At 42.0% G+C, this 20489-nt stretch carries 22 protein-coding genes; 3 read left to right on the top strand and 19 right to left on the bottom strand.

Features of this window, described 5'->3' with window-relative positions; all coding sequences use genetic code 11:
* Nucleotides 1-303: 303 nt before the first annotated feature.
* On the bottom strand, nt 304-537 hold the full coding sequence (locus tag HGH92_RS23680) for a helix-turn-helix domain-containing protein (RefSeq protein WP_168873206.1): 234 nt from the start codon (nt 535-537) through the stop codon (nt 304-306).
* A 235-nt stretch (nt 538-772) separates the two neighbouring features.
* On the opposite strand from HGH92_RS23680, the gene HGH92_RS23675 reads away from it, so the two are divergent.
* Entirely contained in the window at nt 773-1567 is a 795-nt protein-coding gene (locus tag HGH92_RS23675) for a sensor histidine kinase (protein ID WP_168873205.1), read from the top strand.
* A 5-nt stretch (nt 1568-1572) separates the two neighbouring features.
* Nucleotides 1573-1872 carry a helix-turn-helix domain-containing protein gene (locus HGH92_RS23670; RefSeq protein ID WP_168873204.1) on the top strand — a complete coding sequence of 100 codons (300 nt, stop codon included), beginning with the start codon at nt 1573-1575 and terminating at the stop codon, nt 1870-1872.
* Nucleotides 1873-2641: 769 nt separating this feature from the next.
* On the opposite strand, the gene HGH92_RS23665 is transcribed toward HGH92_RS23670, so the two are convergent.
* The 14 genes from HGH92_RS23665 to HGH92_RS23600 form a co-directional block, all read right to left on the bottom strand.
* Complete coding sequence (locus HGH92_RS23665) at nt 2642-3511, bottom strand: hypothetical protein (RefSeq protein ID WP_168873203.1); 870 nt, start codon at nt 3509-3511, stop codon at nt 2642-2644.
* Nucleotides 3512-3564: 53 nt separating this feature from the next.
* Nucleotides 3565-4461 (bottom strand): hypothetical protein, encoded by an 897-nt coding sequence (locus HGH92_RS23660; RefSeq protein ID WP_168873202.1) that lies wholly within the window; start codon nt 4459-4461, stop codon nt 3565-3567.
* Nucleotides 4462-4503: 42 nt separating this feature from the next.
* The gene (traN, locus tag HGH92_RS23655) at nt 4504-5346 is read right to left on the bottom strand and encodes a conjugative transposon protein TraN (RefSeq protein WP_168873201.1); all 843 of its coding nucleotides are present in this window, start codon (nt 5344-5346) and stop codon (nt 4504-4506) included.
* A 25-nt stretch (nt 5347-5371) separates the two neighbouring features.
* Entirely contained in the window at nt 5372-6679 is a 1308-nt protein-coding gene (traM, locus tag HGH92_RS23650) for a conjugative transposon protein TraM (RefSeq protein ID WP_168873200.1), read from the bottom strand.
* Nucleotides 6680-7156: 477 nt separating this feature from the next.
* Nucleotides 7157-7762: a conjugative transposon protein TraK gene (traK, locus tag HGH92_RS23645; RefSeq protein WP_247655004.1), complete on the bottom strand. Its 606-nt coding sequence runs from the start codon at nt 7760-7762 to the stop codon at nt 7157-7159.
* Between the two features lie 71 nt (nt 7763-7833).
* Nucleotides 7834-9123 carry a conjugative transposon protein TraJ gene (gene traJ, locus HGH92_RS23640; protein ID WP_168873198.1) on the bottom strand — a complete coding sequence of 430 codons (1290 nt, stop codon included), beginning with the start codon at nt 9121-9123 and terminating at the stop codon, nt 7834-7836.
* A gap of 28 nt (nt 9124-9151) precedes the next feature.
* Nucleotides 9152-9802, bottom strand: a complete 651-nt coding sequence (locus HGH92_RS23635) for a TerB family tellurite resistance protein (RefSeq protein ID WP_247655003.1) — start codon at nt 9800-9802, stop codon at nt 9152-9154.
* 4 nt (nt 9803-9806) lie between these two features.
* Entirely contained in the window at nt 9807-10424 is a 618-nt protein-coding gene (locus tag HGH92_RS23630) for a hypothetical protein (RefSeq protein ID WP_168873197.1), read from the bottom strand.
* Nucleotides 10425-10430: 6 nt separating this feature from the next.
* Entirely contained in the window at nt 10431-11102 is a 672-nt protein-coding gene (locus tag HGH92_RS23625) for a conjugal transfer protein TraI (RefSeq protein ID WP_168873196.1), read from the bottom strand.
* A gap of 27 nt (nt 11103-11129) precedes the next feature.
* Nucleotides 11130-13562 (bottom strand): TraG family conjugative transposon ATPase, encoded by a 2433-nt coding sequence (locus tag HGH92_RS23620; protein ID WP_168873195.1) that lies wholly within the window; start codon nt 13560-13562, stop codon nt 11130-11132.
* Nucleotides 13563-13603: 41 nt separating this feature from the next.
* On the bottom strand, nt 13604-13936 hold the full coding sequence (locus tag HGH92_RS23615; protein WP_168873194.1) for a DUF4133 domain-containing protein: 333 nt from the start codon (nt 13934-13936) through the stop codon (nt 13604-13606).
* 12 nt (nt 13937-13948) lie between these two features.
* Nucleotides 13949-14281: a DUF4134 domain-containing protein gene (locus HGH92_RS23610; RefSeq protein ID WP_168873193.1), complete on the bottom strand. Its 333-nt coding sequence runs from the start codon at nt 14279-14281 to the stop codon at nt 13949-13951.
* A 216-nt stretch (nt 14282-14497) separates the two neighbouring features.
* Entirely contained in the window at nt 14498-14929 is a 432-nt protein-coding gene (locus HGH92_RS23605) for a hypothetical protein (RefSeq protein WP_168873192.1), read from the bottom strand.
* 412 nt (nt 14930-15341) lie between these two features.
* Complete coding sequence (locus tag HGH92_RS23600) at nt 15342-16211, bottom strand: RteC domain-containing protein (protein ID WP_168873191.1); 870 nt, start codon at nt 16209-16211, stop codon at nt 15342-15344.
* A 246-nt stretch (nt 16212-16457) separates the two neighbouring features.
* Here HGH92_RS23600 and HGH92_RS23595 point away from each other — a divergent pair, with 246 nt between their 5' ends.
* Nucleotides 16458-16895 (top strand): hypothetical protein, encoded by a 438-nt coding sequence (locus HGH92_RS23595; protein ID WP_168873190.1) that lies wholly within the window; start codon nt 16458-16460, stop codon nt 16893-16895.
* On the opposite strand, the gene HGH92_RS23590 is transcribed toward HGH92_RS23595, so the two are convergent.
* The 4 genes from HGH92_RS23590 to HGH92_RS23575 all read right to left on the bottom strand — a co-directional run bounded on the left by HGH92_RS23590 (nt 16886) and on the right by HGH92_RS23575 (nt 20477).
* Nucleotides 16886-17413 (bottom strand): hypothetical protein, encoded by a 528-nt coding sequence (locus tag HGH92_RS23590; RefSeq protein ID WP_168873189.1) that lies wholly within the window; start codon nt 17411-17413, stop codon nt 16886-16888. The two genes, HGH92_RS23595 and HGH92_RS23590, sit on opposite strands and share 10 nt — an antisense overlap.
* Before the next feature lie 21 nt (nt 17414-17434).
* The gene (locus HGH92_RS34225) at nt 17435-18235 is read right to left on the bottom strand and encodes a HEPN domain-containing protein (RefSeq protein WP_168873188.1); all 801 of its coding nucleotides are present in this window, start codon (nt 18233-18235) and stop codon (nt 17435-17437) included.
* A gap of 118 nt (nt 18236-18353) precedes the next feature.
* Nucleotides 18354-19592 carry a hypothetical protein gene (locus HGH92_RS23580; protein WP_168873187.1) on the bottom strand — a complete coding sequence of 413 codons (1239 nt, stop codon included), beginning with the start codon at nt 19590-19592 and terminating at the stop codon, nt 18354-18356.
* A gap of 459 nt (nt 19593-20051) precedes the next feature.
* Complete coding sequence (locus tag HGH92_RS23575; RefSeq protein ID WP_168873186.1) at nt 20052-20477, bottom strand: helix-turn-helix domain-containing protein; 426 nt, start codon at nt 20475-20477, stop codon at nt 20052-20054.
* Nucleotides 20478-20489: the final 12 nt, after the last annotated feature.

The following is a 20489-nucleotide window of genomic DNA, read 5'->3' as shown; positions in this document are numbered from 1 at the left end:
TTCATGCTGCTTTAAAATAGATACAATCTGTGTTTCTGTGAATCTGGTCTTTTTCATGATACTAATTCAGTTTAAATTTAGCGATTTTTTCTAAGTTTAAACTGTCACCACAATAGGGGTACTTACATACAAAACTCGAACTTATTTGTGTTTGATTTACGAAAATTAGCAGAAATTGCCTGACAGACGCCCAAAAACGTCAAAATAACATCACTCACCATTCTTTCGCTAATATTCTGCACAATCGCAATTATTCTTATTTACAATTGTAAAGGTCGCCAGTTCGAACTGGTGACCTTTACTTTATAGCGGCTGATCCGGCCAGAAATCTTTGGGTGAACATTCCAGGGCTTTCGCCAACTCATTAAGCATTTTTGTATTATAATGTTTCCCGCGCTTAGGGCTTTCGACATTACCAATATACCCCTCTGCCTTACCAACTAATAAAGAAAGATGCTCTTGGCTATACTTCTTTGCCTCTCTAAACTCCCTTACCTTATCTATTATATATCGATCAATAGCCGATAGTTCTGCCATACATTCTTTTGACACGGAAAATCACAAACCCCTGAACAATAAATACATGCCTATAGGCATGTATTTATTTAGTATATTTACCATAAACGAAAAATCAAAAAAGGTAGACTTTTTATATTATTCATTGATTATCAGTCAAAACCTTTTGTGCAGCAAATTCGTTTATTTAAGATCAGCCCGCGCAAACTCCCAGCCGTTCTCATTTCATCAATGACATTAAAAAAACTCTATTCTAATGAATCAAACCTTTCCTCTTCTACCTGCTGAGCATAAAGATAGGATGCAGAATGACGAAACTCACCAGCGGGAAATAGAATCCCTCAACAAGACCAATCAGTATCTCCAGATCGAGCTGCGTAAAATGAAAGACTTTATGAAAGCCGTCAACCATGATCTCGGCGCGCCTTTAAATGGGATAGAATATCTACTGGATAATTTCTCCCTTCCGGCATTTACTGAAAATTGGGTTGAGTACTACCAAATGCTTCAGCTCGTTTGTATAGCAATAAAAGATTTAAGGGAAAACACCTTTCACTTCTTAAACACCGGCGACAATAGCCCGGTAATTCAAGAAGTAGATCCCATTACATTAATGGAATCTGTAATATTATTCTTAAAACCAGCAGCTTTAGCTCGTGACATAGTATTAAAACTTTCAATATCAGATAAAACCCCTGACAAAATAACCAGTGACCCTACCCGACTAAACCGAATTGTTACCAACCTTACATCAAATGCCATCAAATTTAGCCATAGGGGTACAACCGTCTTACTCTCTGCAACTGAAAACGATGGCAACTGCGTACTTTCTGTAAAGGATGAAGGCATAGGAATACCAGAAGATAAACTACAAACAATTTTTGAGGCAGGTGTACGCTTAGACAAGGATGCACCGGGCCTTGGCGTTGGCTTGCATATTTCCAGAACGTTCGCTGAGCAACTAACGGGAACGCTCACTGTTAAAAGCCAACTCAACTGTGGTAGCACTTTTACCCTCACACTGCCTAAAGAATACGCAGCTCAACATTGATTCGGATGGGAGTAGGACATGCAATACGTATTATTAGAGAGCATTACAAAATGGATCAACGAACATTTTCATATACAGTTGGTATTAGCCAAACATCGTTGTGCCTTTTAGAAACAGGGAAAACCATTCCAAAGGACGCGACGATTGAGCAAATTGCAGTCGCGTTCAACACAGATGCAGCGCTTATAAAACTAGCAGGTGTTGGCCTCCAATTAGCCAATCAGAAGTCTTTTAATAGAGCTTTTCCGAATTTTAATGAAATAGTCTTTTCCATGATTTTTAAGGAAGCGAATAATGTTTTTTAATCCGTTCTTTATATGAGTTCAGATGTATTGCAGGCCTTAGCTATAATTACCGGGTGCTTACTCTTAATACTCATTATAGGTAAACTGCTCGAAACCTTGGCAAGAAAACTAAGGTTACGGCTATTAATTTTGGATGATTTTGAGGGCAGCGGTAAGTTAATGGCACTTACTTTCGCACTCATGTGCATAATTAACATTAGTTCATATCGGACAGTCAACATCGCCTCATTTTGCATACTCGCAATATTAATATCAATAATATTGATCCGGGCCATTAGTCATGCAATTAAAAGATGGCGATCAGAGCATGGCAACCGGGAGTAGTTGTTGACCCTATACAATGCAATAAACGTGGCTATCTGAAAGTCGGATAGTTGGCTTGTAAGATTAGGGCCGAACTACCATGGCCTCCAATTTATTCATGTGTGGTTCGACTGCAAAAGGAGCAGGCACGTGCCTGCTCCTTCACACTACCCCTTCCGGCCTATTTCCCTCAAAGTAACAAGACTGCCAACGCCTGGCTTATATGACGGATTCAATTTTATATAGCCCCATTCTTTCAAATCCTTCATACAATAGTAGTAAACCCGCTCTGATCGTATTTTTGCCTGCTCCCGCAGTTGGCTGGAAAATACCATTACTGGATTAATACAGCCTTGCCGGTAGAAAAAATATAAGATAGCGAGCATTAGGCTAACGTGCGTCGGCCCCATCTTCGGATCTTCCCCTACCATATCCATAAAGTCAGCGATATAATTCTCAAAGACCATCATCCCGCTCCCTGTTTTTGGCTTTTTCTTCTAGGTTTTGTTACCCCATCGCCTTGCTGCTGGCTTTTCTTCGCAGATTGTTTCTTTCCGACCTCCTGCTTCTCGGACTGGTTCTGTGTTTCCTTATTTTCCACTTTTGTCTTTTGCTGTTGCTCCTGTTGCCTCTGTTTCAGCTTTTCGCCCAAATCCTCACTGATATAGCCCATCTGTATCTGTTTTTCAAGTGGAATTGGTTTCTTGTCCAGATCATAAAGAATGAGGCTGCCTGATCTCAACGCTGGTGAAACATACAATTCATCCTGCTTCCCATCTTTATTAAGGAACTTTTCTTTTTGCAGATTTCCACGTTCAAGTGATTCTTTCAACGAAGATTTATATACCACGGAATATTCATCAATAACCTTACTCAGATTGTAGCCGTACGCTCTATCAAAGCGCTCTGACGCATAGTTCCCATTTTCCAGTTTCTCCTTCGGTTTAATTCGCTCCCAGGATTCACTTTTAGAATGATAAACAGGTCGCCCTTGCAGGAAATTATATGCCATCTTATAGGTGAAATTGTCTTTTATCTTCCGGCCATCATCTTCATTCTTTTTGTGATCCAAATAGAAAGTATGCGTACGAATTTCACCACTACCTTCCCTCTGGGCTGACATTGTATACTTATTAAGGAAATAATCACCGGTTGTTGCTGATTTTCGCAGATGAAATACAGTATCACTTTTCCCATCAGGATACTCTTTCCTAAAGGGGTGTTCAATAACCGAATGCCCTTCCTTCATCTTAGCGATGAGATTGGGATCGTAGGCTTCCTTCATGCCTATCAGCATAAAATGCTTTTGCGTTATATTGTTATCATTTCCTTCCATAAAATATTTTTTTGCTGGTGGAACCTCCATACCGCATATTCGTCCTATACTAATTATCTTTTTCCCAGTAGTTTTTTCAGCGGTTTAATCTTTTCCAATATCTTTTGCTTGATCGGTTCACTTTCTTTTCCATGCATTTGCTGTTTTTCAGAAAGTTCATTTCGCACCGTATCTTGTATCATTTTTTGCTTCATTTTTTCCGTATAAACTTCAAATCGAGCTGCCTGCTTCTGAATTTTTTCTTCTTGCTTCTTGCTAATCAACCCAAGGTAAACCTGCTCCTTTATTGGAACTGGTTTCCTGTTCATATCAAACAAATCAAGACTACGAGATGTAATTGCAGGAGAAATATAGAAATCACGCTGACTACCATCTTTAGTTGTGAAAGTTTGTTTTTCCAAATTTCCTTTTTGCAATGAATCCATTATAAATGGCTTATTGTGAATATTAGCAAGGCCATACTCGGCAAGGACTCTTTCAAGATTGAATCCGTATTCTTTGGAAATGTTCTGCATGGCATAAACACCTTCAACGCGCATATAGGGAACTAAACGCCACCATGTTTCAATATTTGGCTTGTATATAGGTCTACCTTGAAGAAAGTTATATGCCTCCTTAAAGTTCCAAAGGCCGACATTTTCACTTGGTGGATACTTTCTATGATTAAAATAAAATACCTCCGACCTTTTAATATCTGTGTTCGTCATTATCGTGGACATTTTCATTTTGCTCACGAAGTGGTCATCCGTAGAAGCAGACTTCTTCAAATGAAAAATCGCATGTGCTATACCATCCGGATACTCCTTAATGTATTCATGTTTGATTAAAGGTTCCCGCGCTTTCAATTTATCTACCAAAATATCTGTGAGTGCGTCTTCTGCTCCAATATTGATTAGCTGATTCTTTACAAATTCCAACCGTCTTTCTAAATCAAGATCTCTCTTTTCCATAAAACCAAATTAAACCATCAGAAAAGCTACTTCAAACAACTCTCACAAATTCAGATTTCGAGCCTTCAGCAGAACTTTGTGCTTAATCCTTAGCAACAGCGCTCTTCCTCCATTCATTTCACCAATCTGAATAAGCAGCTCCTGATTTCTTGGAATGGTAAAAGAAGGAAAGGCCAGCACAATAACACCTGAACTATCGCCAGTAATACTCTCTTGATCGGTAACGTATACAGGCGTAAGCACCTTCTCCTGTATAGCTGTCTTCTTTGCTTTTTTCCTATCTTTTACGATAAACTTTATAAAATCCGGTGTGTAATTAATCGAGGAATTATTGCGGACAGCAAGTTTAAAGAACATAGTATTCTCGCGCATGTAGATGCTTTCAAGCGATAAGGTTATCATCTGTTCAGTTACACGCTTTCGTAAAAAGCTACGATTATCACGAACCTCCGAACTCGACAACTCGTAAAACTCCTTACCGTGTGCTGCCCCCTTTATCAGCACATTCCTATCTTCATCACCCATCTTGTAAAAGCGGAGGTTTAATATGTTGGGTTCTTCCGCATACCTCAGCAGAAACGAATACAATCGACCATCAGCCGTAATTACGGAAAGATTCGTTTCTGGAAAATCAACGCTGGCAGCCTTCACCTGCAATACATTTTCCGCTCCCTTCGCTTTTTGGGCGAGTATAGCACCGCTTCCACGATCAACACTTTTTATCTCATAAGGAAATACAAGGTTGCTCGTTTTGTTGAGGCTCACCTTTAAATAATATGGCTCAATATTCTCAGCCTTTACTTCTGGACGATCACTAACTCTTTGTCCAAAGGCAGTTACAAAAAGAATACAGCTCACAAGCCAAGTCACACATAACCTTTTCATATTCTCTTATTTTAGTATGTTATAATTATCGATTCTTCACATTGTTATCTACCAGCAACACATCGTAACCACTACGAATATTAACCTTAACCACCTTCAGCTTGCGGCCTACTAAAGACTTCGCCGCCTGAATCCCTGCGCTTGCGGCTTGCGCCCCTATACTCGGATCAAGGCTCGCTATACTTAAACTTTGGATTGCCTGATCGGTGGTATGCTTGGTAACTTCAGTCGCCATGTTTGCGTTCACATCTATGCCCATGATCCCATCCATATCGTATACACTGAGATCCACAGGCAAGATATTATTCCCATACTGGATGGAGGTAACGTTGATAATAAACCGGCCATCGGCCAATTTCCCTTTTCCCCAGATAAATGCGTTCTTTGGTACACGAACACCTGCAACAAAAATGTCTTCCAACAGGCGAATCTGAACCTTAGAGCCATCCATTACCTCCTTCGATTCTGCAACCACCGCACGAACAGTGTTCTGCTTCATCTCGGACTGATCGTCTTCGAGGGAGAAAAACCGATTAGATAAACCTTGTCGCGCAGTCCTCAATGAATCCAGGAACGAAGTCTTTCTTCCAGTATCGGCTACCATCAAGGTAACTACATCATCACCCCGCGAAGGTTTCACAGCAAATACCTGATTCCTGTTTGCCTCAGACATTTCCTGCACTCGATCCCTCACCCTGTCAGGATGCTGTATATCGAGTATCTTTTCTAAAACTCCTGAAATTTGCTCCATCTGCTTATCTGGCTTATCCTCACTCATTTCCTTCATCATCGCTTCCAACCGATCTATACCCTGCATATCCACTTTGCCCTTCTCACTTTCAAGAGTGGATGGCACTGGCTGCTCTTTAGCGGAGCTGCGATTTAGTTCATCATTGATGGCTGCAATCTTACGGTATACCTTTTCTTCGTTCTCATCTCTGGACGGGTAACCGTAGCTATTCGCCCGGTACTTCATCCCCATATCGCCAGTATAACCAGAAGTGTCCACACTGAAAATGCGAGCGGACATATCAGGAGAACTATAAAAAGGGTCTTTCTCCTTTAGCGTGCGCATTTTAGCAGAATCCTTATCAGCCATTTCATAATACATGAGCTTATTCCAACTGCTATCACCAGCGGCTTTAGCACCTGGTAAATCTGTATTGATCCCCTGCTTCTTAATTTCCACGATTTTCCTCGTTCCGTCTCCGCCAACTACACCGAACGAAGACAGCAGGATAGTAATAAAAGGAATCACCAAAACGGGAACCACCATCAGGAACTGCTTCTGTTTCCGCAGCTTTTCATTTACTGCACTTTCCTCATTTTTCATACAACATCATTTTCTGTTTTCCAATGTTTCCAATTGCGTAAGACTGTCAATCAACCCCGGCCTCTTCATCAAAATGCTATCATAAATCCGTCGGCCCACCTCATCCTTTTTCAAACTGTCGAGATATAACCGGAACTGTCTGAGCCTATTTGTCATATAAACAGGACTTTCACTACTTACGTTATGATCGGGTATTATTACGTTTCGGGGCTGATAAATAGGTTGAATCCGTAAGTGGCTGTCAGTACTGCTCCCGGCAGATAGTAGGACGAAGGCTGTTACAATAACGTAGCAAAAAATGAATACTATCAACACAACCTTAACTCTGAAAGCAGACCAGCTCGACACCTTCGCATTCAAGGAATCCGCAATCCGTCGCTGAATACCTTCTACTCTGCCTGAGTAACGATCAAACACAGCATGAACCAATGATGTGCGCCCTGTCTTACGTCTGAAAAATTTCCACATAAAAAAAGTTTAACGTATCACTGTATTCAAATCTTTATTCTCCAACGTAGCCCACCGTTCAATCAAAAAGCCATGCGAATTATTATCACTCCTGCTCACATTTCGGATATACCCCTCCGTTGTAAGGCTACGGGTAACAATGCTGGTAGCTCGAATTATGCTTTGGCGTGCGTAACAACGGAAGTAGTATGGGTACTGGTCGATATTTACAGAAATACTATCTACTTCAATCTTCTGCGAAATATTGCCAGAAATAACGTTGTTATAATATCCACTTTCCTTTAGGTTTTCGTACTGCCTTTTAGCGGAAATATCCGCCAAATACAAGGCCCGCACAATGTTGTTCTTTATCACCGTTTCGTCCGGATCTAACGTAAAAAAATAGAAATGGAACATCTTCACATGATCCCGCATCTCCACTGCGACGTTATCTTTCTTTTCGCTCGCAAATGCCTCAATGGCTTTTCCGTTGGCAAGAACGTAAATCCTATCTTGTGTCTTTGAGGCAAGTAGCATAGATTTATAAATGGTAAATGCACACAAACCAAAAGCTAATACGACAATAACCAACGTGAACAACCGCACATGCGCAAACGCACTTTGAATACTCTTCATTTTTTGAAACATACAAACTCACTTTTTCGTCCAACACATCGTTTCAAACCTTCAACAAACCACCGTCGCTATCAAGAAGTATCGCCTCCTTTCAGTTTATTCGCCATATGACCAAATGCACGTCCCGCACTGGCTGCAATACCTTTTCCAGTACTACCAGAATCGTAGCCTTCTTTGATATTGTCAGGGGCATTGTATAAATTCTTCAAACCCGCCTCTACAGAATTATTATCGGCAAACATCATGTGTCCGAAACCATCCGCAGCAGCACCAGCAGCTTTTCCCGCCATACCAGCAGCACCCATCGCAGCCCCGCCGGCAGCACCTGCAACTCCGCCCATTGCGGAAGTCATCTTACCGGTAAGTGCATCGCCGCCGACGAACATAATATGGTTAGCAATACTGGGAATAGTCGTATAACCATATATGCCGATTATCAGAAATACCATATAGCCCAAATCTGTCCTGCTGAAAAAAGTATCACCAGTCTGCCCAATTTGCGTCAAATCAATTTTTAGCATTTCGGCCTGAATGGTAGCAATCACGGCACCGAAAATCTGCGCTATTGGCAACCAGAGGAAAACATTTATATATCGGGCCAACCAATGCTTTATAGTATGTTGAAATCCGTCGAACACCGAGAGGCCGAAAACAAGTGGGCCTAAAATCGCAAGGATAATGAGGTTAAACGTTCGCATGGTATTGATACACAGTGACACTGCTGCGAACAATAATTGTAACACTTCCGCGATCACCTCCTTGATTGCATTTCTAAAATTGTAGGATGCTTTCGCGAACGCGAATCGAATATCATTACCGACACTCGCAAAGAACCCCTCGTCGTCGCTGGATTGACCATCATGGGTATACTTATACCATCGTTCTCTATCTCCCTCACCGGTCGGCCCAACATACATTTGCCAAACGTCCGTTTTCTTGATTGCCTCTTCCTTCTGCTTTAACAGTGCAGCCACCGATTCGTCCGCCTTATCCACCATTCTCGCCGTACCAGTCACCGTCGGCTGCATCACCCCATTTATCAGTGCAATAACTGACGGGAAAATGAGGATCGCAAAACCGAGAATAAACGGCCTAAACAAAGGATAAAAATCAATTGGCTCTGCCCTGGACAAATGCCCCCACACTCTCGCTGCTATATACCATAATGCAGCAAATCCAGCAATAGCCCTGCCTACACTCACTAACTCCTTACACAGAGGCATTAACTTACTATATAACTCATCAAGAACAGAATGCAGGCTTTTAATATCATCTGCAACACCTCCTGATCCCGCCTGCAATAGACATGGCACTCCTAATAGCACCAAGGCTACCAACAAGGATTTTAACCACACTTTCATACACCACGTTTTCTGAAATCCTTAAATATTATTTCATTCCCTCCATAGCCTTCATCCGTTCTACCTCCTTCAGCTCTTTCATCCGTTGCACAGCCATGACGGTATTCGAGCTATTGAAATGTCGTAAGAAGGTTAATTTATCCAGCATCTCTGAATGGATTTTATCAATCGCATCCAACCGTTCTTCATCCGACATGCGCAGATTACTTGCCGTAATCACCGTGAACAGATCATCCAGATTTTGCAACGAAGCATCAAACAAGCGACCGTAAACCCTGCCCATGTATTCAATCTCCGCAATCGTAAAGCTGCCCGAGGATTTTGCATACTGAAAGGCTTTCTTGTATTCCTTCACCAGCGCAATCTGATACTCTACAATATCCGCGACGCGACTGTACTTCTTTATCGCCGGGTTCACCTCCATCAGCCCATCCAGAAAGACCTTGTGAAGCTGAAAGTTTCCCTGACTGATATTCTTGATTGTGTTATACCCCCCAGATAGAATTTCATATCCCTTTTTCAAATCAGACAATATTTGACGGAACTGAGCCAACTTTTCGATATTCAGTGCCAATTGAGCAAGCTCCTTAGCCTGAGCATTGCTTCTAATGGGGGACATTGAAATCGCAACGCACATAACGCAGCACATAACAACAAAACGCAACACACCTCTTTTCATAACATCACTTTTTATCAGTTACCTTTTTCATGACTTGTACATCTCTCAACTCACGCTGCCGTTGTAATACCTGTACTTTGGTGGACGTACAGAAATTCTTTGTAAAAAGATAACAGTCCTCCATGTCAGCATGTAACGCATCAATCCGCTTAATTCTCTCATCGTCGCTTAGCTCCATTTGTCCTGGCGTTATCAACGGCACAAGATCCATCAGTATATTTTCGCAGTTTGTCAGAAGGGTTGTCCGAACTCCTCCTACATAATCCAATTCTGAACCAGCGAACACCTGACTTTCCCGCATCGCCCTCAATACACTCTTGAAATCAGATGAAATCGCCAACCCATAATTAACAATCTCAGGTATCCTTGAATAGTTGCGGATTCTTGGGTTGATAGATTCCAGCGAAAGAAAAAAATCCTTATCAATTTTGAAGTGCCCATCCTTTACGTTACCTATGAACGTTAGCCCCTGCCGCGCTATCTTATACCCTTTTTGCAGGTATTCTAAATAAACCTTATTCGCTGCGATCTGCTGTATGTACAGCTTTATCTGATTGTTCTGTGAAAGAGCCGGAAGACAGAATGAAACAATTGCGAAACACAACAACAGCATTTTTTTCATAACCAACTATTTTATTCCGTACATCAACTTTATTTGCTCCACATCTTTCTGATCTCTTGCCCGCTGCAACACCAGTTTTTTATTCTCATTATTGAATGACCGCAGGTCGTTCAGGTTCACATCAATACTTTCAGCAACACTGTTAAGGATTTCAATCCGTTTCCCGTCTGTCATTTTCGTTGTGAACGAGTTAATGACTAGAAATAGATTGTCGATGTTTTTCACGCTTTCGTCAATAATTCCGGTATACACTTTCGTCATGTAATCGATCTCCTGCGGCGTGAAGTGTTTATCTCGCCGGAACAGTTGAAACGCTTTGTTGTACTCATCAACGATTGCTATCTGCTTATTAATAATCTCCTTCACACGCTTATAGCCACTGATCGCCTGCTTCACCTTGTTCAGCTCATCGAAATATTGCTGGTACTGCTCCTTATGCTTCTTCGTCCAGTCGGATATTTCATCCAGCTTTAGCTTAGTTAGAATGTTCTCAACCTCCTTTTGAGCATTTTGTAGCCAAATGGTTTTATTCTGTAACCGTTGAACAGCCAGGTCAGCCGCCTTTATGGCGGCAATTAAAGCCTGCCGCGCAACTTCCCATATTATCGCGTGGCTCTTTTTCGTTGGCGCAAGCACCAGACAAATACAAAGACCCAACCCCACAAAAAACTTGTTCATACACACTGGTATTTTCTGTTACACAATTTATTTTCTCTCCAGTACCATCTGCTCAATTGCTTTCTCCATACTTCCGAGCCTTTCAGCATACTCCAACACTTTCACCCGTTCCTTTCCTTCCGTTGTAAATGCGAAATACTCATGCGGACACAGATCATTTTTATACACCTTCGCAACCTGGCCGCCGATCTCCATAAATATCTCGCGGTTGTCCTTATTGACACTCAGCAGAATCGACTTTGCTTTCTCAGACAGGCCTAGCGCAGCCTGCAACTGATCGAACTTGTTCATGAACTTTCGCATGTCCATCAGAATCTTCACGTCCGCATTGGCGATAATGGCATCTTTAATGATCGGCGAGGAAATCAGGTCATCCAATTCCTGCGTAATCACAATAGGAACCCCGTTAAACTTTCTGAATGTTTTGAATCCGTACTTCGTAAACTCAGCCATAGATGGCTTCGCGATGGCCTTCCATGCTTCATCGATGACAAAGACCTTCCGGATACCTGCGAGCTTGCGAACCTTGGAAATGAACAACTCCATACAGATCAGGGTCACGACACTGAAGAGGACGGGATGCTCCTTGATATTGTCCATCTCTATAACTGTGAACCGCTGATTCAGCAGGTCTTGTTTGCCTTCAGCATTCAGCAAATAGTCAAACTCGCCCGACTTATAAAAGGGACGCAACACATACAAAAAGTTGTCAATATCAAAGTCGCGATCCTTCAGGCGATGGACTTTCAGTTCATCGATGAAGTAATTTTGCAGATACTCATAGAAGGTATTGAAGCAGGGGAATATGTTACTGTCATCGGCTAGATGTTTATAGTAACCAGTGAGTGCGTTAGATAGGGCGACGTATTCCGACCGATTAAAGGATTCACTTTCTTGCTTCCAAAGGGCGACCAGTAGAGATTTCAAGCTCTCTTTCTTTTCTGTATCGAGTGTCTGCCCATCTGGAATATAGAATGGATTGAACCGAATGGGGTTCGTTTCAGTATATGTGAAATAGTAGCCACCAACAAGATCGCACAGCCCCCGGTAACTGCCTCCAATGTCGAGAATTACACAGTGCGCGCCTTGCTCATACATCGAATTAAGCATGTGGTTTACAGTCATGCTCTTACCGCCACCAGATGTACCACACACAAGCGTACCCATATTTGAGCTGATGCCCTTCATACGCGGCGCTGTGTATGGATCGACAAACACCGGCCTACCAGTCAACCGATCACAGAAACGAATGCTCTCTCTTGGATCATCAGACCGGTAGTTGCTTTCGAGATTCAAAAAACAACACGCTTGTTCGGCGAACGTATCGAACGTATCATTCGCGGGAAAGTCGGCTGCGTTCCCCGGAATACCACTCCAAAAAATCTGTGGCGCACCGATCGTCTCCTGCTTCGCTATGGCATCCATTTGCGCTAACGCGGATGTGATAAGGTTCCGAATATCCTTTTCCTCGTCTGCACTCTCAGACCACGCCAACACATTGAAATGCGCCTTTACAGGTAACCGCTGCTGGCTGATTGCTTCGTTCAGGAAGTCATTAACAGCATCGCGACTGATGGCATTCTCCCGGCTGTATGCGGCCAGTGATTGCAGGCGCAATCGCTTACCCTCAAATTTTTTCAACGTTTGCTGCGCATCATCAATGATGATGTACTGATTGTAGATGTGATTACAGGGTAACAACAAACCGAGGTGTGAAGCGAACCCAATAGAGAACTTCGTGCGGTCGGTGCTATACTTATCATAGTTAATCCGCGAGCCACAGAACGAAGGCAGGCTATCGGTGCCGGATATAGTGAACAACTGACATCGTTTATTGCCAACCTTCACATGATCCCGTAGCTCAATATCCTGCACCATCAACTCATCCTCTTTGTCCAGGAGAAAAAGGTATTTTTCCGCAAGTCCGGCGCGCCGGTCATGGCTCTTTAAATCATCGTCCTTCAACCTACTGAGAACAATTCCTACATCACTCAACACCTTCTGGAACTGGCCTGCCACATCTTCAAACTCCTGCAAAGCCACCTCACTGAGCGTTTGAGGCGGGACGATATTCGGCCTGATGAGGTTCGACATTAAAGAAGTAGATCCCTTCCGAGCGGGTGAGCGTTTCGTAATCATAATGTAGCACCGGTGATCGAGAAACGGACGATTGTTGAAGTATTCCTGACTACGTTTTTTTAGAAAACTGTCAGACTCCGAAACCTCACCTTTGTACCGGTTCTTTACAAACCAATCCTGTTTGTGAAATACGGTATTCTTCGGAAGTAACTTAATAGCTTTAATCAAGCCCTGATGCCACGTTTCAAAGTCTTCCGAATGCCCGGTAAAAATTTCCGGCAGGTCAACGCTAAACGCGATTGTTATATCACCCTGTTTGCTGAGTATGCAATTATGCTCAATGTCAGCTATGGGGAAAATTTCATTCAGCCTCTTTTCCATCTTCACAATTAATTTTAACCACCACAACAGAAAAAACGCGACTAATTCCTGCCGGAACTTCGTCGGCCCTTAAATACACTCCGGCCACTGCTCTTCACCACCTTCGGGATTCCTCTGCTGGCGATCTTCTTCATCATGCCATGCTCACCATATTTGTTACTGAGCTTATAGACGTGCATGAACAGAAAAATCGTAAGCCCTGCCACCAACACAATGCAGATATAGGAATTAACACCGGCTAAATACAGTATGGCAAACAGGAGTAAGGCCAAAACCAATCCACCACCGAGATACCATATATACTGAGCCTTCAAGCCTTTGAACTCTATGGCCTTGTTTACGCCTTTGTTGATTTTGTACACACTGTTTGCCATACCTGTAATTGTTTATATGCCGAAAAACGAACGCAAGACGGTCGCAACGATAACCAGAAATACACAGCTCCCGAACCAAGCGGCAGCAGTACTCCCGGTATCGGGATGCCCGTTGCTCCACTTTTGATATACCCGAATAGCTCCGATCAAGCCAAGAATGGCCCCCACCGCGTACATCAAATCACAACCAACATCAAAATACCCGCGCACTTTTGTGTTAGCCTCCTGAATACCAGCTTTACCGTCTTGTGCATACACACAAACCGTCATCATTAATGACACTGCTGTCAGCGCCGTACAAACCAGCAGCCGCTTTCCAAAGCGATCAATCAACTTCATTTCCATACACACTTCGCTTTTATTGTTATCAAAAAAGTAAGGACATAAAAAGGCCCTGCGCACTACCTGACCCGATTTCACAGAACCATTCAACACTATCAGGTAACGGCAGGGCCGAAACGCAGACCACTCACTGCGCATTTTTAAAGAAACACTCCGTACCAACCCCTCGCACTTGGTTTTCCTGCATCACGGTACTGACGAGTGTTTCTAATGTGGCGTTCATTCATCCCATAAAGCACTCAATTCACCCGCACTCAAATGAATGCCACACTGACTTTCTGCAATAACTTCGACCAGATTGGTGATACCGTTTTGGTAAATACTCCCTTTTGTTCGGGGGTACTTCTTTAGGAGCATCTTGATACCCGTAAGCAGCTCCGCTTTCTCCATGCCCTCTTTTCCCGCCTGAGCGACGAAGGCTTGTAGCTCATCAACAAGGGAGTGAACTGGTGCCATCGTCGCGGCATTCTGATCCCCTCCATCTCCGTCCGGCTCTTTGAAAAGAACGCTATCTGCTGCCTTCTTTTCTTCAACCCTTCTTTTCCTCTTCAGGATAGAACCACCTTTTACGCGAAAGAAAAGATGTACAACGCCATAGTAGATTACCAGCAGCAAGCCAAGCCACAACAGGTAAGTAGTCCATGTAATCATAGTGCATCGTTTTATTGCAGTACAAAAATGGCACACTTCAAATCCTGCTTTTCACACTATGCACCGAAGTGGTTGAAATAATTTTTCGGAAAGGAAAGTTCATCGGTCGAATCAACGTATAAAAGGCGATTGATGCGCGCATACGTATATTTATATATATGCCCACATGCACGCATACATACATTATTAACTGAAGTGGTACGCCATCATTCGGAAATTAGGAAACTAGAGAATGCGTGCGTCCATCCTCTTATATATACATATGGTACACGCATACATCCACAGGTAAGGTGGAAACAAAAATCCCACTTCGGGCCGAAGTGGGATTTTGAGCTTGTGACACAAAAAATGCCGTACTATATACGGCACTCGTTTTTAGTAGGGTTAGGTAGAAATGGCTACACCTGGTCAATTATTGTTTTGGATTTTCATCCCAATAGTTCATCCGATCCTCCAGTCGGTCAATCAACTGATTTAAAAAAGACACCCGATCCTTCTTGCGCAAGCGGATTTCTTGAAATGTTCGGTAGAAGTTGCCTAAGTCGATATTAAAGGTTTGCGATAGGTCAGCCACTATATCCTTCACATCGGCGTTCCCATCATTCAAAACACCCGCACTATACAGGGCGTATATCAATTCCGTAAGAGCCGTTTTTGAACCCGTCCAGCGCAGCCCTTTACTTGGCTGCTTCTCCATGAATCCAATTGTTTGCTGGATGGTATCAACCAAAGCTAACTGTCTGTACAGATATTCACAGTATGATTCGTCAGCAATAAATTCAGCTAAAGTACTATCATATAAGGTTTGAAAAGAGCTATCGACTATCAAGTAAGAATCGCCAGAGTACAATAGACCACCCGGCTTTCTGGTAAAATACACTTTGTCCAACATTGTCTCTCCCGACTTATAATAGGAATACAGATCACCGAATTTTTTATAGTGCTTTTTCACCTTGCGGATCTCACGCCTGAAGTACTTACCCGCATTTATCCTGTCTATTTTCAATGGCCTGTTTACTTCCAGATCATACAATTTCTGAAAGAAAATGAGTTTACTCATAAACTGCGGCTTCACCTCTTTGAAAAAAACTATTTCGTGTTCTTCATCGGTAAATCCGTTGTCAATAACGTGCTGCCTTAAACGCTCCAAAGCTGCTTTTGCTGTATCAATTCCACGGCGTGCGTATTCAATGGGGTTGAGTCCTTCTTTCTCCAACTGTTCCAGCTCATTTACCATTTCGCTATGGAGCGATACAAAAATTGAATATCGCTGTTTCTGCATAGGGAATAGTTTTTTAACTTTATGTAACAATAGTATTCACCGCAAATGCTGTGCAAAAAGGAATTTGGGATTACAGCAAAAAGGAAGTTAGAAACAGCAAATCGGAAATTTTTTTTACTGCTATTTACCCTTACCTCTGTTTCATTAAATTTCGGCAGGATATAAACTTCAGATAAATTACCATCGGATTGATGGCTATAAGCATAGTTTTTGTATACGGGTAGGTATACCATAAATTTTCCCGATATGGATATAAACAATAATGATCTTCCTGAAGGAGCAATTTTGTGGAGAGGGAGCAAAGAGGAATTTATAGAATTTGTACTTATAGTTACCGACTATAGTATATGCGCCAACGACGACCTAAGTGGGTTAAACAGAATGCGATTCCTGGAATTGTCTGATGCGCTGGGAGATGTGCTGGTAAAATTTTTTAAAGTGGACATTTCGCCTCATACAAACTTTAAGACAATACGTGAAAACACAAAATTAAGTAACCGCTTCACAAAACGAATAATTCGCATCATGAAGCGGTTGAAGGAAGACGAAAAGTTCTTACAGCTACTTGAACAGAGAGGCATTATGCCATCAGCAGAGTTCGTTACCGAAGAAGTAGTAAAATGGAGTAACGCTGAAAAAATTGCATCCTTCTTGTGGCTGTACTTAGATAAATTTCACAAATAAAGCAAGCTCAGTAGGGCATCTACACACATAAAGAAAGAAACTGCTCCATTTAAATGACCACGATCACCTTTTTCCAATGTAATGACACATTCAAACATCTCAACCAGTTCAGCCTTTGCATAGAGCCTTTTATACTTTTTCGAGAACAGTTTTAATACTGCGTCTGGATTTTTCTTTTCATCCTTAGACAAAACAGAACACTTATTGCACTTCTTCCATATCTTTTTATGTTCGGAAGGTATGCGCTCTAATTGTTTTTTCTTATGCTTACTTAGTACGTAAAATGCCTCTAGTACTTTCTCCAAATCCTCACAAAAACCAATCAGCATTCGGCGCTCTTTGCCACAATCATACAGGCTAATATTATTTCCTAATGCCGCATACTTCCAATACTCGAAATGGTGCTTCAGGCCATCAAGGTCATAGTCCCCGAAAACCGTTTGTAGGATTTTCTTCGGTGACCCTGACAGACCATAGACCAATGAATATTCCTTGATATTATAATCTTCTTTGTTCATGTGGGAACCGAATTTACAATTTTATCGAATTTCAGGTGCATCCAGCAGGCCAGATGTACCCGCTTCGATTAGTATACTCAATGCCAATTGGGCTTTTTCCCTCAACTTCACTACACAGGTGAATGGAGGGCTGAAGTCATAGGCATACCTTGCGCCGATATATGCCTTCTGTAGTGTTTCGAGCAGCTTCCTGTTGTCCGCCTGGTCAACAGGGAACAGGTCGAGCATACGGCATGTCACTAACCCGGCATATCTGAGCAAACGATCAATATTATGCGTATCTACGACAAAACCGCTTCCTATCAGCACCAGCGTTTTAAGACATTGCTCAAACGCTTGATGTATCATGAAACTAGCCATCTCACTTTCTTCTCGGGCAATATACAGGTCTGCACCTGCCAGAAATTCCTTAACGCGGTGAACAGTTTTCTTGTATTCCTTTTGACCATCCCTCGGCACTTTCATGTTTATCTCATTTAATTCTGGCAACACCACATTTCCTGCATCATAGAAAACAGTACCCGAGCTATAAACCGAAGTTGCAAATATGTTGCCGTCACTATATTTTTCTACAAAGGGAGACAGCTCTGTTACGATAATGGTAGTTCTCGCGATATGACCACACCGCTGTTCCAAAATATCCTCCCATTCGCCCATTCTCCGGCCTTCAGCATCCCTTATGACTACCAGCAAAAAATAATCCCCGGTATAATGTGATGCAGGCGACTTACTGTTGAAGATCGTTTCCGTCCGACGCTGGTATAATGATGAACCCAATAAATAAATTAATTCTGCGGAAACCGATCCGGTGATGATCCTCACAAGTTCGGGCTGTATATTCTGGAATAAGCTATTATGAGTAGTGTATAAATTAAACGGTCGCATTTGTGAGTATAATTTAATGGTGATTGACGGGCATTTGACCAATCAGAGAGGTAGGCTAAACGATGGTATATTTTTCTGATAGCGGCTTCAAAAGAGATTCTCTTAGCTCTTTAAAATGTTCTTTATAAGTAGTAATACAACCCGCTGATGCCAGCCACTGTACGATCGCAGCATCCCTATAACTATCGAACATATACATAGTTCCTTGATGGAGCAACAGAAATGGACATTGCACATCATAGTTCTTTATCAGCCTTCCGTTTATTTTTATCTCCATAGATACCTGACAAGTCTCTTTTGTATTGGTGGTTTTAAAGTACACTTCGGGCTTATCCATAGAAACAACAATTTTTCTAGCGCGGCTCTTTGATGGCCTTCTTTTAAACTCGCGGAAACCATAGTACCTGTACGCATAAACGAACACTTCATTATTTAATAATGGGAATATTCCTTTCCATTCATTAAATGCTGCCTCCATACTATTATTCCACTTGACCCAATGACAATAATTATTATCCTTTGCGAACGTTTCCGATTTCTCATGTAATAATCTGCTTCTAATTATCAATTCATGTTGAAATACACTAATAGACTTCTCTGTATTTTCATCAAGGGAATGCAGAAACTTCGTCCACGACATGATCTTATCGTTTCCCTTTGTTGATTTTCCGGAAGCCAAATAAACAAAAGGAGGTTGTTTCCCTGAATGCGGCAACATCAATAGAAAGGCGATTGCGTCCCGCTTTTGTACCTGTTCAGGCTTCCTTCGTTCAGGTGGTCTTTTCAATGTCAGTATATCATCCAGCGTCATAGGAAAAACGGGACTATCGAAAGGGAAGAGTGTCATAAGCTCTTTTCGTTTCACTAATTGAATACCTCGCTCGCTCTCTATTTTATCAAATCCCTGTTGGTATTTAAAAGCTAGATCAAATTGGCAATTCGGCAGCAGTTGCGAAAAATACTTTTCACCATACCAACTGGTGATTACCTCAACCGTTTTGCAGATATGAACACAAACACCTGGTCGCGCCTCTTTGCAACTACAATTCGCACGCAATTCGTCGCCTGCTGCACGAAATCCTACATGATACTGGCCCTCCCGAAATGCACACCTCAACAGGAGCTGATGATTTTTGTACTGAACAAATTTTAGTGCAGGAGAATAAAGTGCTTTTACTTGTTCAGGATCGACGCAGACCTTCATCAGTTGACTAAAGGATATAGCCTTTTCTCGGGTAAAAGGTATTGCCACCTCCTTCATCGTGGCTTTTGATAGTGATTTTGATGTAACCATAATTTCGATTTATCACAAATCACGGAGTTCTCAGACTGAAAGCCGAATTTTCATCTTTGCTTTTTACCGGTTTACAGTTGACTTTTACGCACAATGGATTATACTGGCTTAGATGAGAGCAGAACGTTTTCGGTTATTAAGATCAGTTAGGAAACTTAATCAGAAATAGATTACTTGAATTAATCGATAGAAAATGGCGCCAACAAAGGCTGGCCTATTGAGAGAATCTGCGAAAATTTCGAGGGAAAATTTTAAAGGAATTTTCAACTGTAATCGGAGTGCCTATACAGGCACTAAGCAAGTCGATTCAGGAACAAAGAAAATAATAAAGCCGGTGAAACAGAATACATACACACTTAACGACGAAACCTAAATTCATAGAAAGATTGATGAGCTAAATCACCGACTTTATACTAGGCAAATTAAACTTTAGCAAATGCGTCGATCAATAAAATAATGCTACTTCGAGGTATTTTTTGCTTTACCAGCCTTCTCAGCATTCTTTTGCAGCACCTTCTCATAGATAGACGCATGTTCCGCCGCCAGCTTTGGATCATAACCGTAGTTGTGATTCACTGTTTGTGTGCAATGACTTCCAAATGTCGCATTCTGCGCACTATTGTCATAGAAATTGTAACTGATCTGCATAATAGACTCCCTTGATAACGACCTAAGCCCCTCCAGCGTAAAACCGAGAGCTTCTGCTATTTCAGCCATTTTCTTATCATCTACTTTTTCCTTCTTTTCAAGTCTTGAAATCAACTGTTTACTCACACCAATCAAATTCCCTAATTCTGTCTGGTTTTTGTTTCGCATGGCTCGTGCCATTTGTATGCGGACACCATCTGTCATTGGCTTGGTTGTATCAAAAAGTTCTTTTTCCATATCGATTTATTA

Origin of the sequence: Chitinophaga varians (assembly GCF_012641275.1) — a bacterium.
GTDB classification, from domain to species: domain Bacteria; phylum Bacteroidota; class Bacteroidia; order Chitinophagales; family Chitinophagaceae; genus Chitinophaga; species Chitinophaga varians_A.
Note: the sequence above shows the minus strand (reverse complement) of the source record. Positions and strands in the feature narration are given on the sequence as shown.

What these genes read in the sequence shown, in the direction of transcription:
- traJ (WP_168873198.1), bottom strand. Translation starts at nt 9,123, where the DNA reads ATGAAAGTGTGGTTAAAATCCTTGTTGGTAGCCTTGGTGCTATTAGGA.
- HGH92_RS23620 (WP_168873195.1), bottom strand. Translation starts at nt 13,562, where the DNA reads ATGGAAAAGAGGCTGAATGAAATTTTCCCCATAGCTGACATTGAGCAT.
- traN (WP_168873201.1), bottom strand. Translation starts at nt 5,346, where the DNA reads ATGAAAAGGTTATGTGTGACTTGGCTTGTGAGCTGTATTCTTTTTGTA.
- HGH92_RS23610 (WP_168873193.1), bottom strand. Translation starts at nt 14,281, where the DNA reads ATGGAAATGAAGTTGATTGATCGCTTTGGAAAGCGGCTGCTGGTTTGT.
- HGH92_RS23625 (WP_168873196.1), bottom strand. Translation starts at nt 11,102, where the DNA reads ATGAACAAGTTTTTTGTGGGGTTGGGTCTTTGTATTTGTCTGGTGCTT.
- HGH92_RS23665 (WP_168873203.1), bottom strand. Translation starts at nt 3,511, where the DNA reads ATGGAAGGAAATGATAACAATATAACGCAAAAGCATTTTATGCTGATA.
- HGH92_RS23595 (WP_168873190.1), top strand. Translation starts at nt 16,458, where the DNA reads ATGGATATAAACAATAATGATCTTCCTGAAGGAGCAATTTTGTGGAGA.
- HGH92_RS23630 (WP_168873197.1), bottom strand. Translation starts at nt 10,424, where the DNA reads ATGAAAAAAATGCTGTTGTTGTGTTTCGCAATTGTTTCATTCTGTCTT.
- HGH92_RS23600 (WP_168873191.1), bottom strand. Translation starts at nt 16,211, where the DNA reads ATGCAGAAACAGCGATATTCAATTTTTGTATCGCTCCATAGCGAAATG.
- HGH92_RS23605 (WP_168873192.1), bottom strand. Translation starts at nt 14,929, where the DNA reads ATGATTACATGGACTACTTACCTGTTGTGGCTTGGCTTGCTGCTGGTA.
- HGH92_RS23635 (WP_247655003.1), bottom strand. Translation starts at nt 9,802, where the DNA reads ATGAAAAGAGGTGTGTTGCGTTTTGTTGTTATGTGCTGCGTTATGTGC.
- traK (WP_247655004.1), bottom strand. Translation starts at nt 7,762, where the DNA reads ATGAAGAGTATTCAAAGTGCGTTTGCGCATGTGCGGTTGTTCACGTTG.
- HGH92_RS23670 (WP_168873204.1), top strand. Translation starts at nt 1,573, where the DNA reads ATGGGAGTAGGACATGCAATACGTATTATTAGAGAGCATTACAAAATG.
- HGH92_RS23575 (WP_168873186.1), bottom strand. Translation starts at nt 20,477, where the DNA reads ATGGAAAAAGAACTTTTTGATACAACCAAGCCAATGACAGATGGTGTC.
- traM (WP_168873200.1), bottom strand. Translation starts at nt 6,679, where the DNA reads ATGAAAAATGAGGAAAGTGCAGTAAATGAAAAGCTGCGGAAACAGAAG.
- HGH92_RS23680 (WP_168873206.1), bottom strand. Translation starts at nt 537, where the DNA reads ATGGCAGAACTATCGGCTATTGATCGATATATAATAGATAAGGTAAGG.
- HGH92_RS23660 (WP_168873202.1), bottom strand. Translation starts at nt 4,461, where the DNA reads ATGGAAAAGAGAGATCTTGATTTAGAAAGACGGTTGGAATTTGTAAAG.
- HGH92_RS23675 (WP_168873205.1), top strand. Translation starts at nt 773, where the DNA reads ATGAATCAAACCTTTCCTCTTCTACCTGCTGAGCATAAAGATAGGATG.
- HGH92_RS23590 (WP_168873189.1), bottom strand. Translation starts at nt 17,413, where the DNA reads ATGAACAAAGAAGATTATAATATCAAGGAATATTCATTGGTCTATGGT.
- HGH92_RS23580 (WP_168873187.1), bottom strand. Translation starts at nt 19,592, where the DNA reads ATGGTTACATCAAAATCACTATCAAAAGCCACGATGAAGGAGGTGGCA.
- HGH92_RS23615 (WP_168873194.1), bottom strand. Translation starts at nt 13,936, where the DNA reads ATGGCAAACAGTGTGTACAAAATCAACAAAGGCGTAAACAAGGCCATA.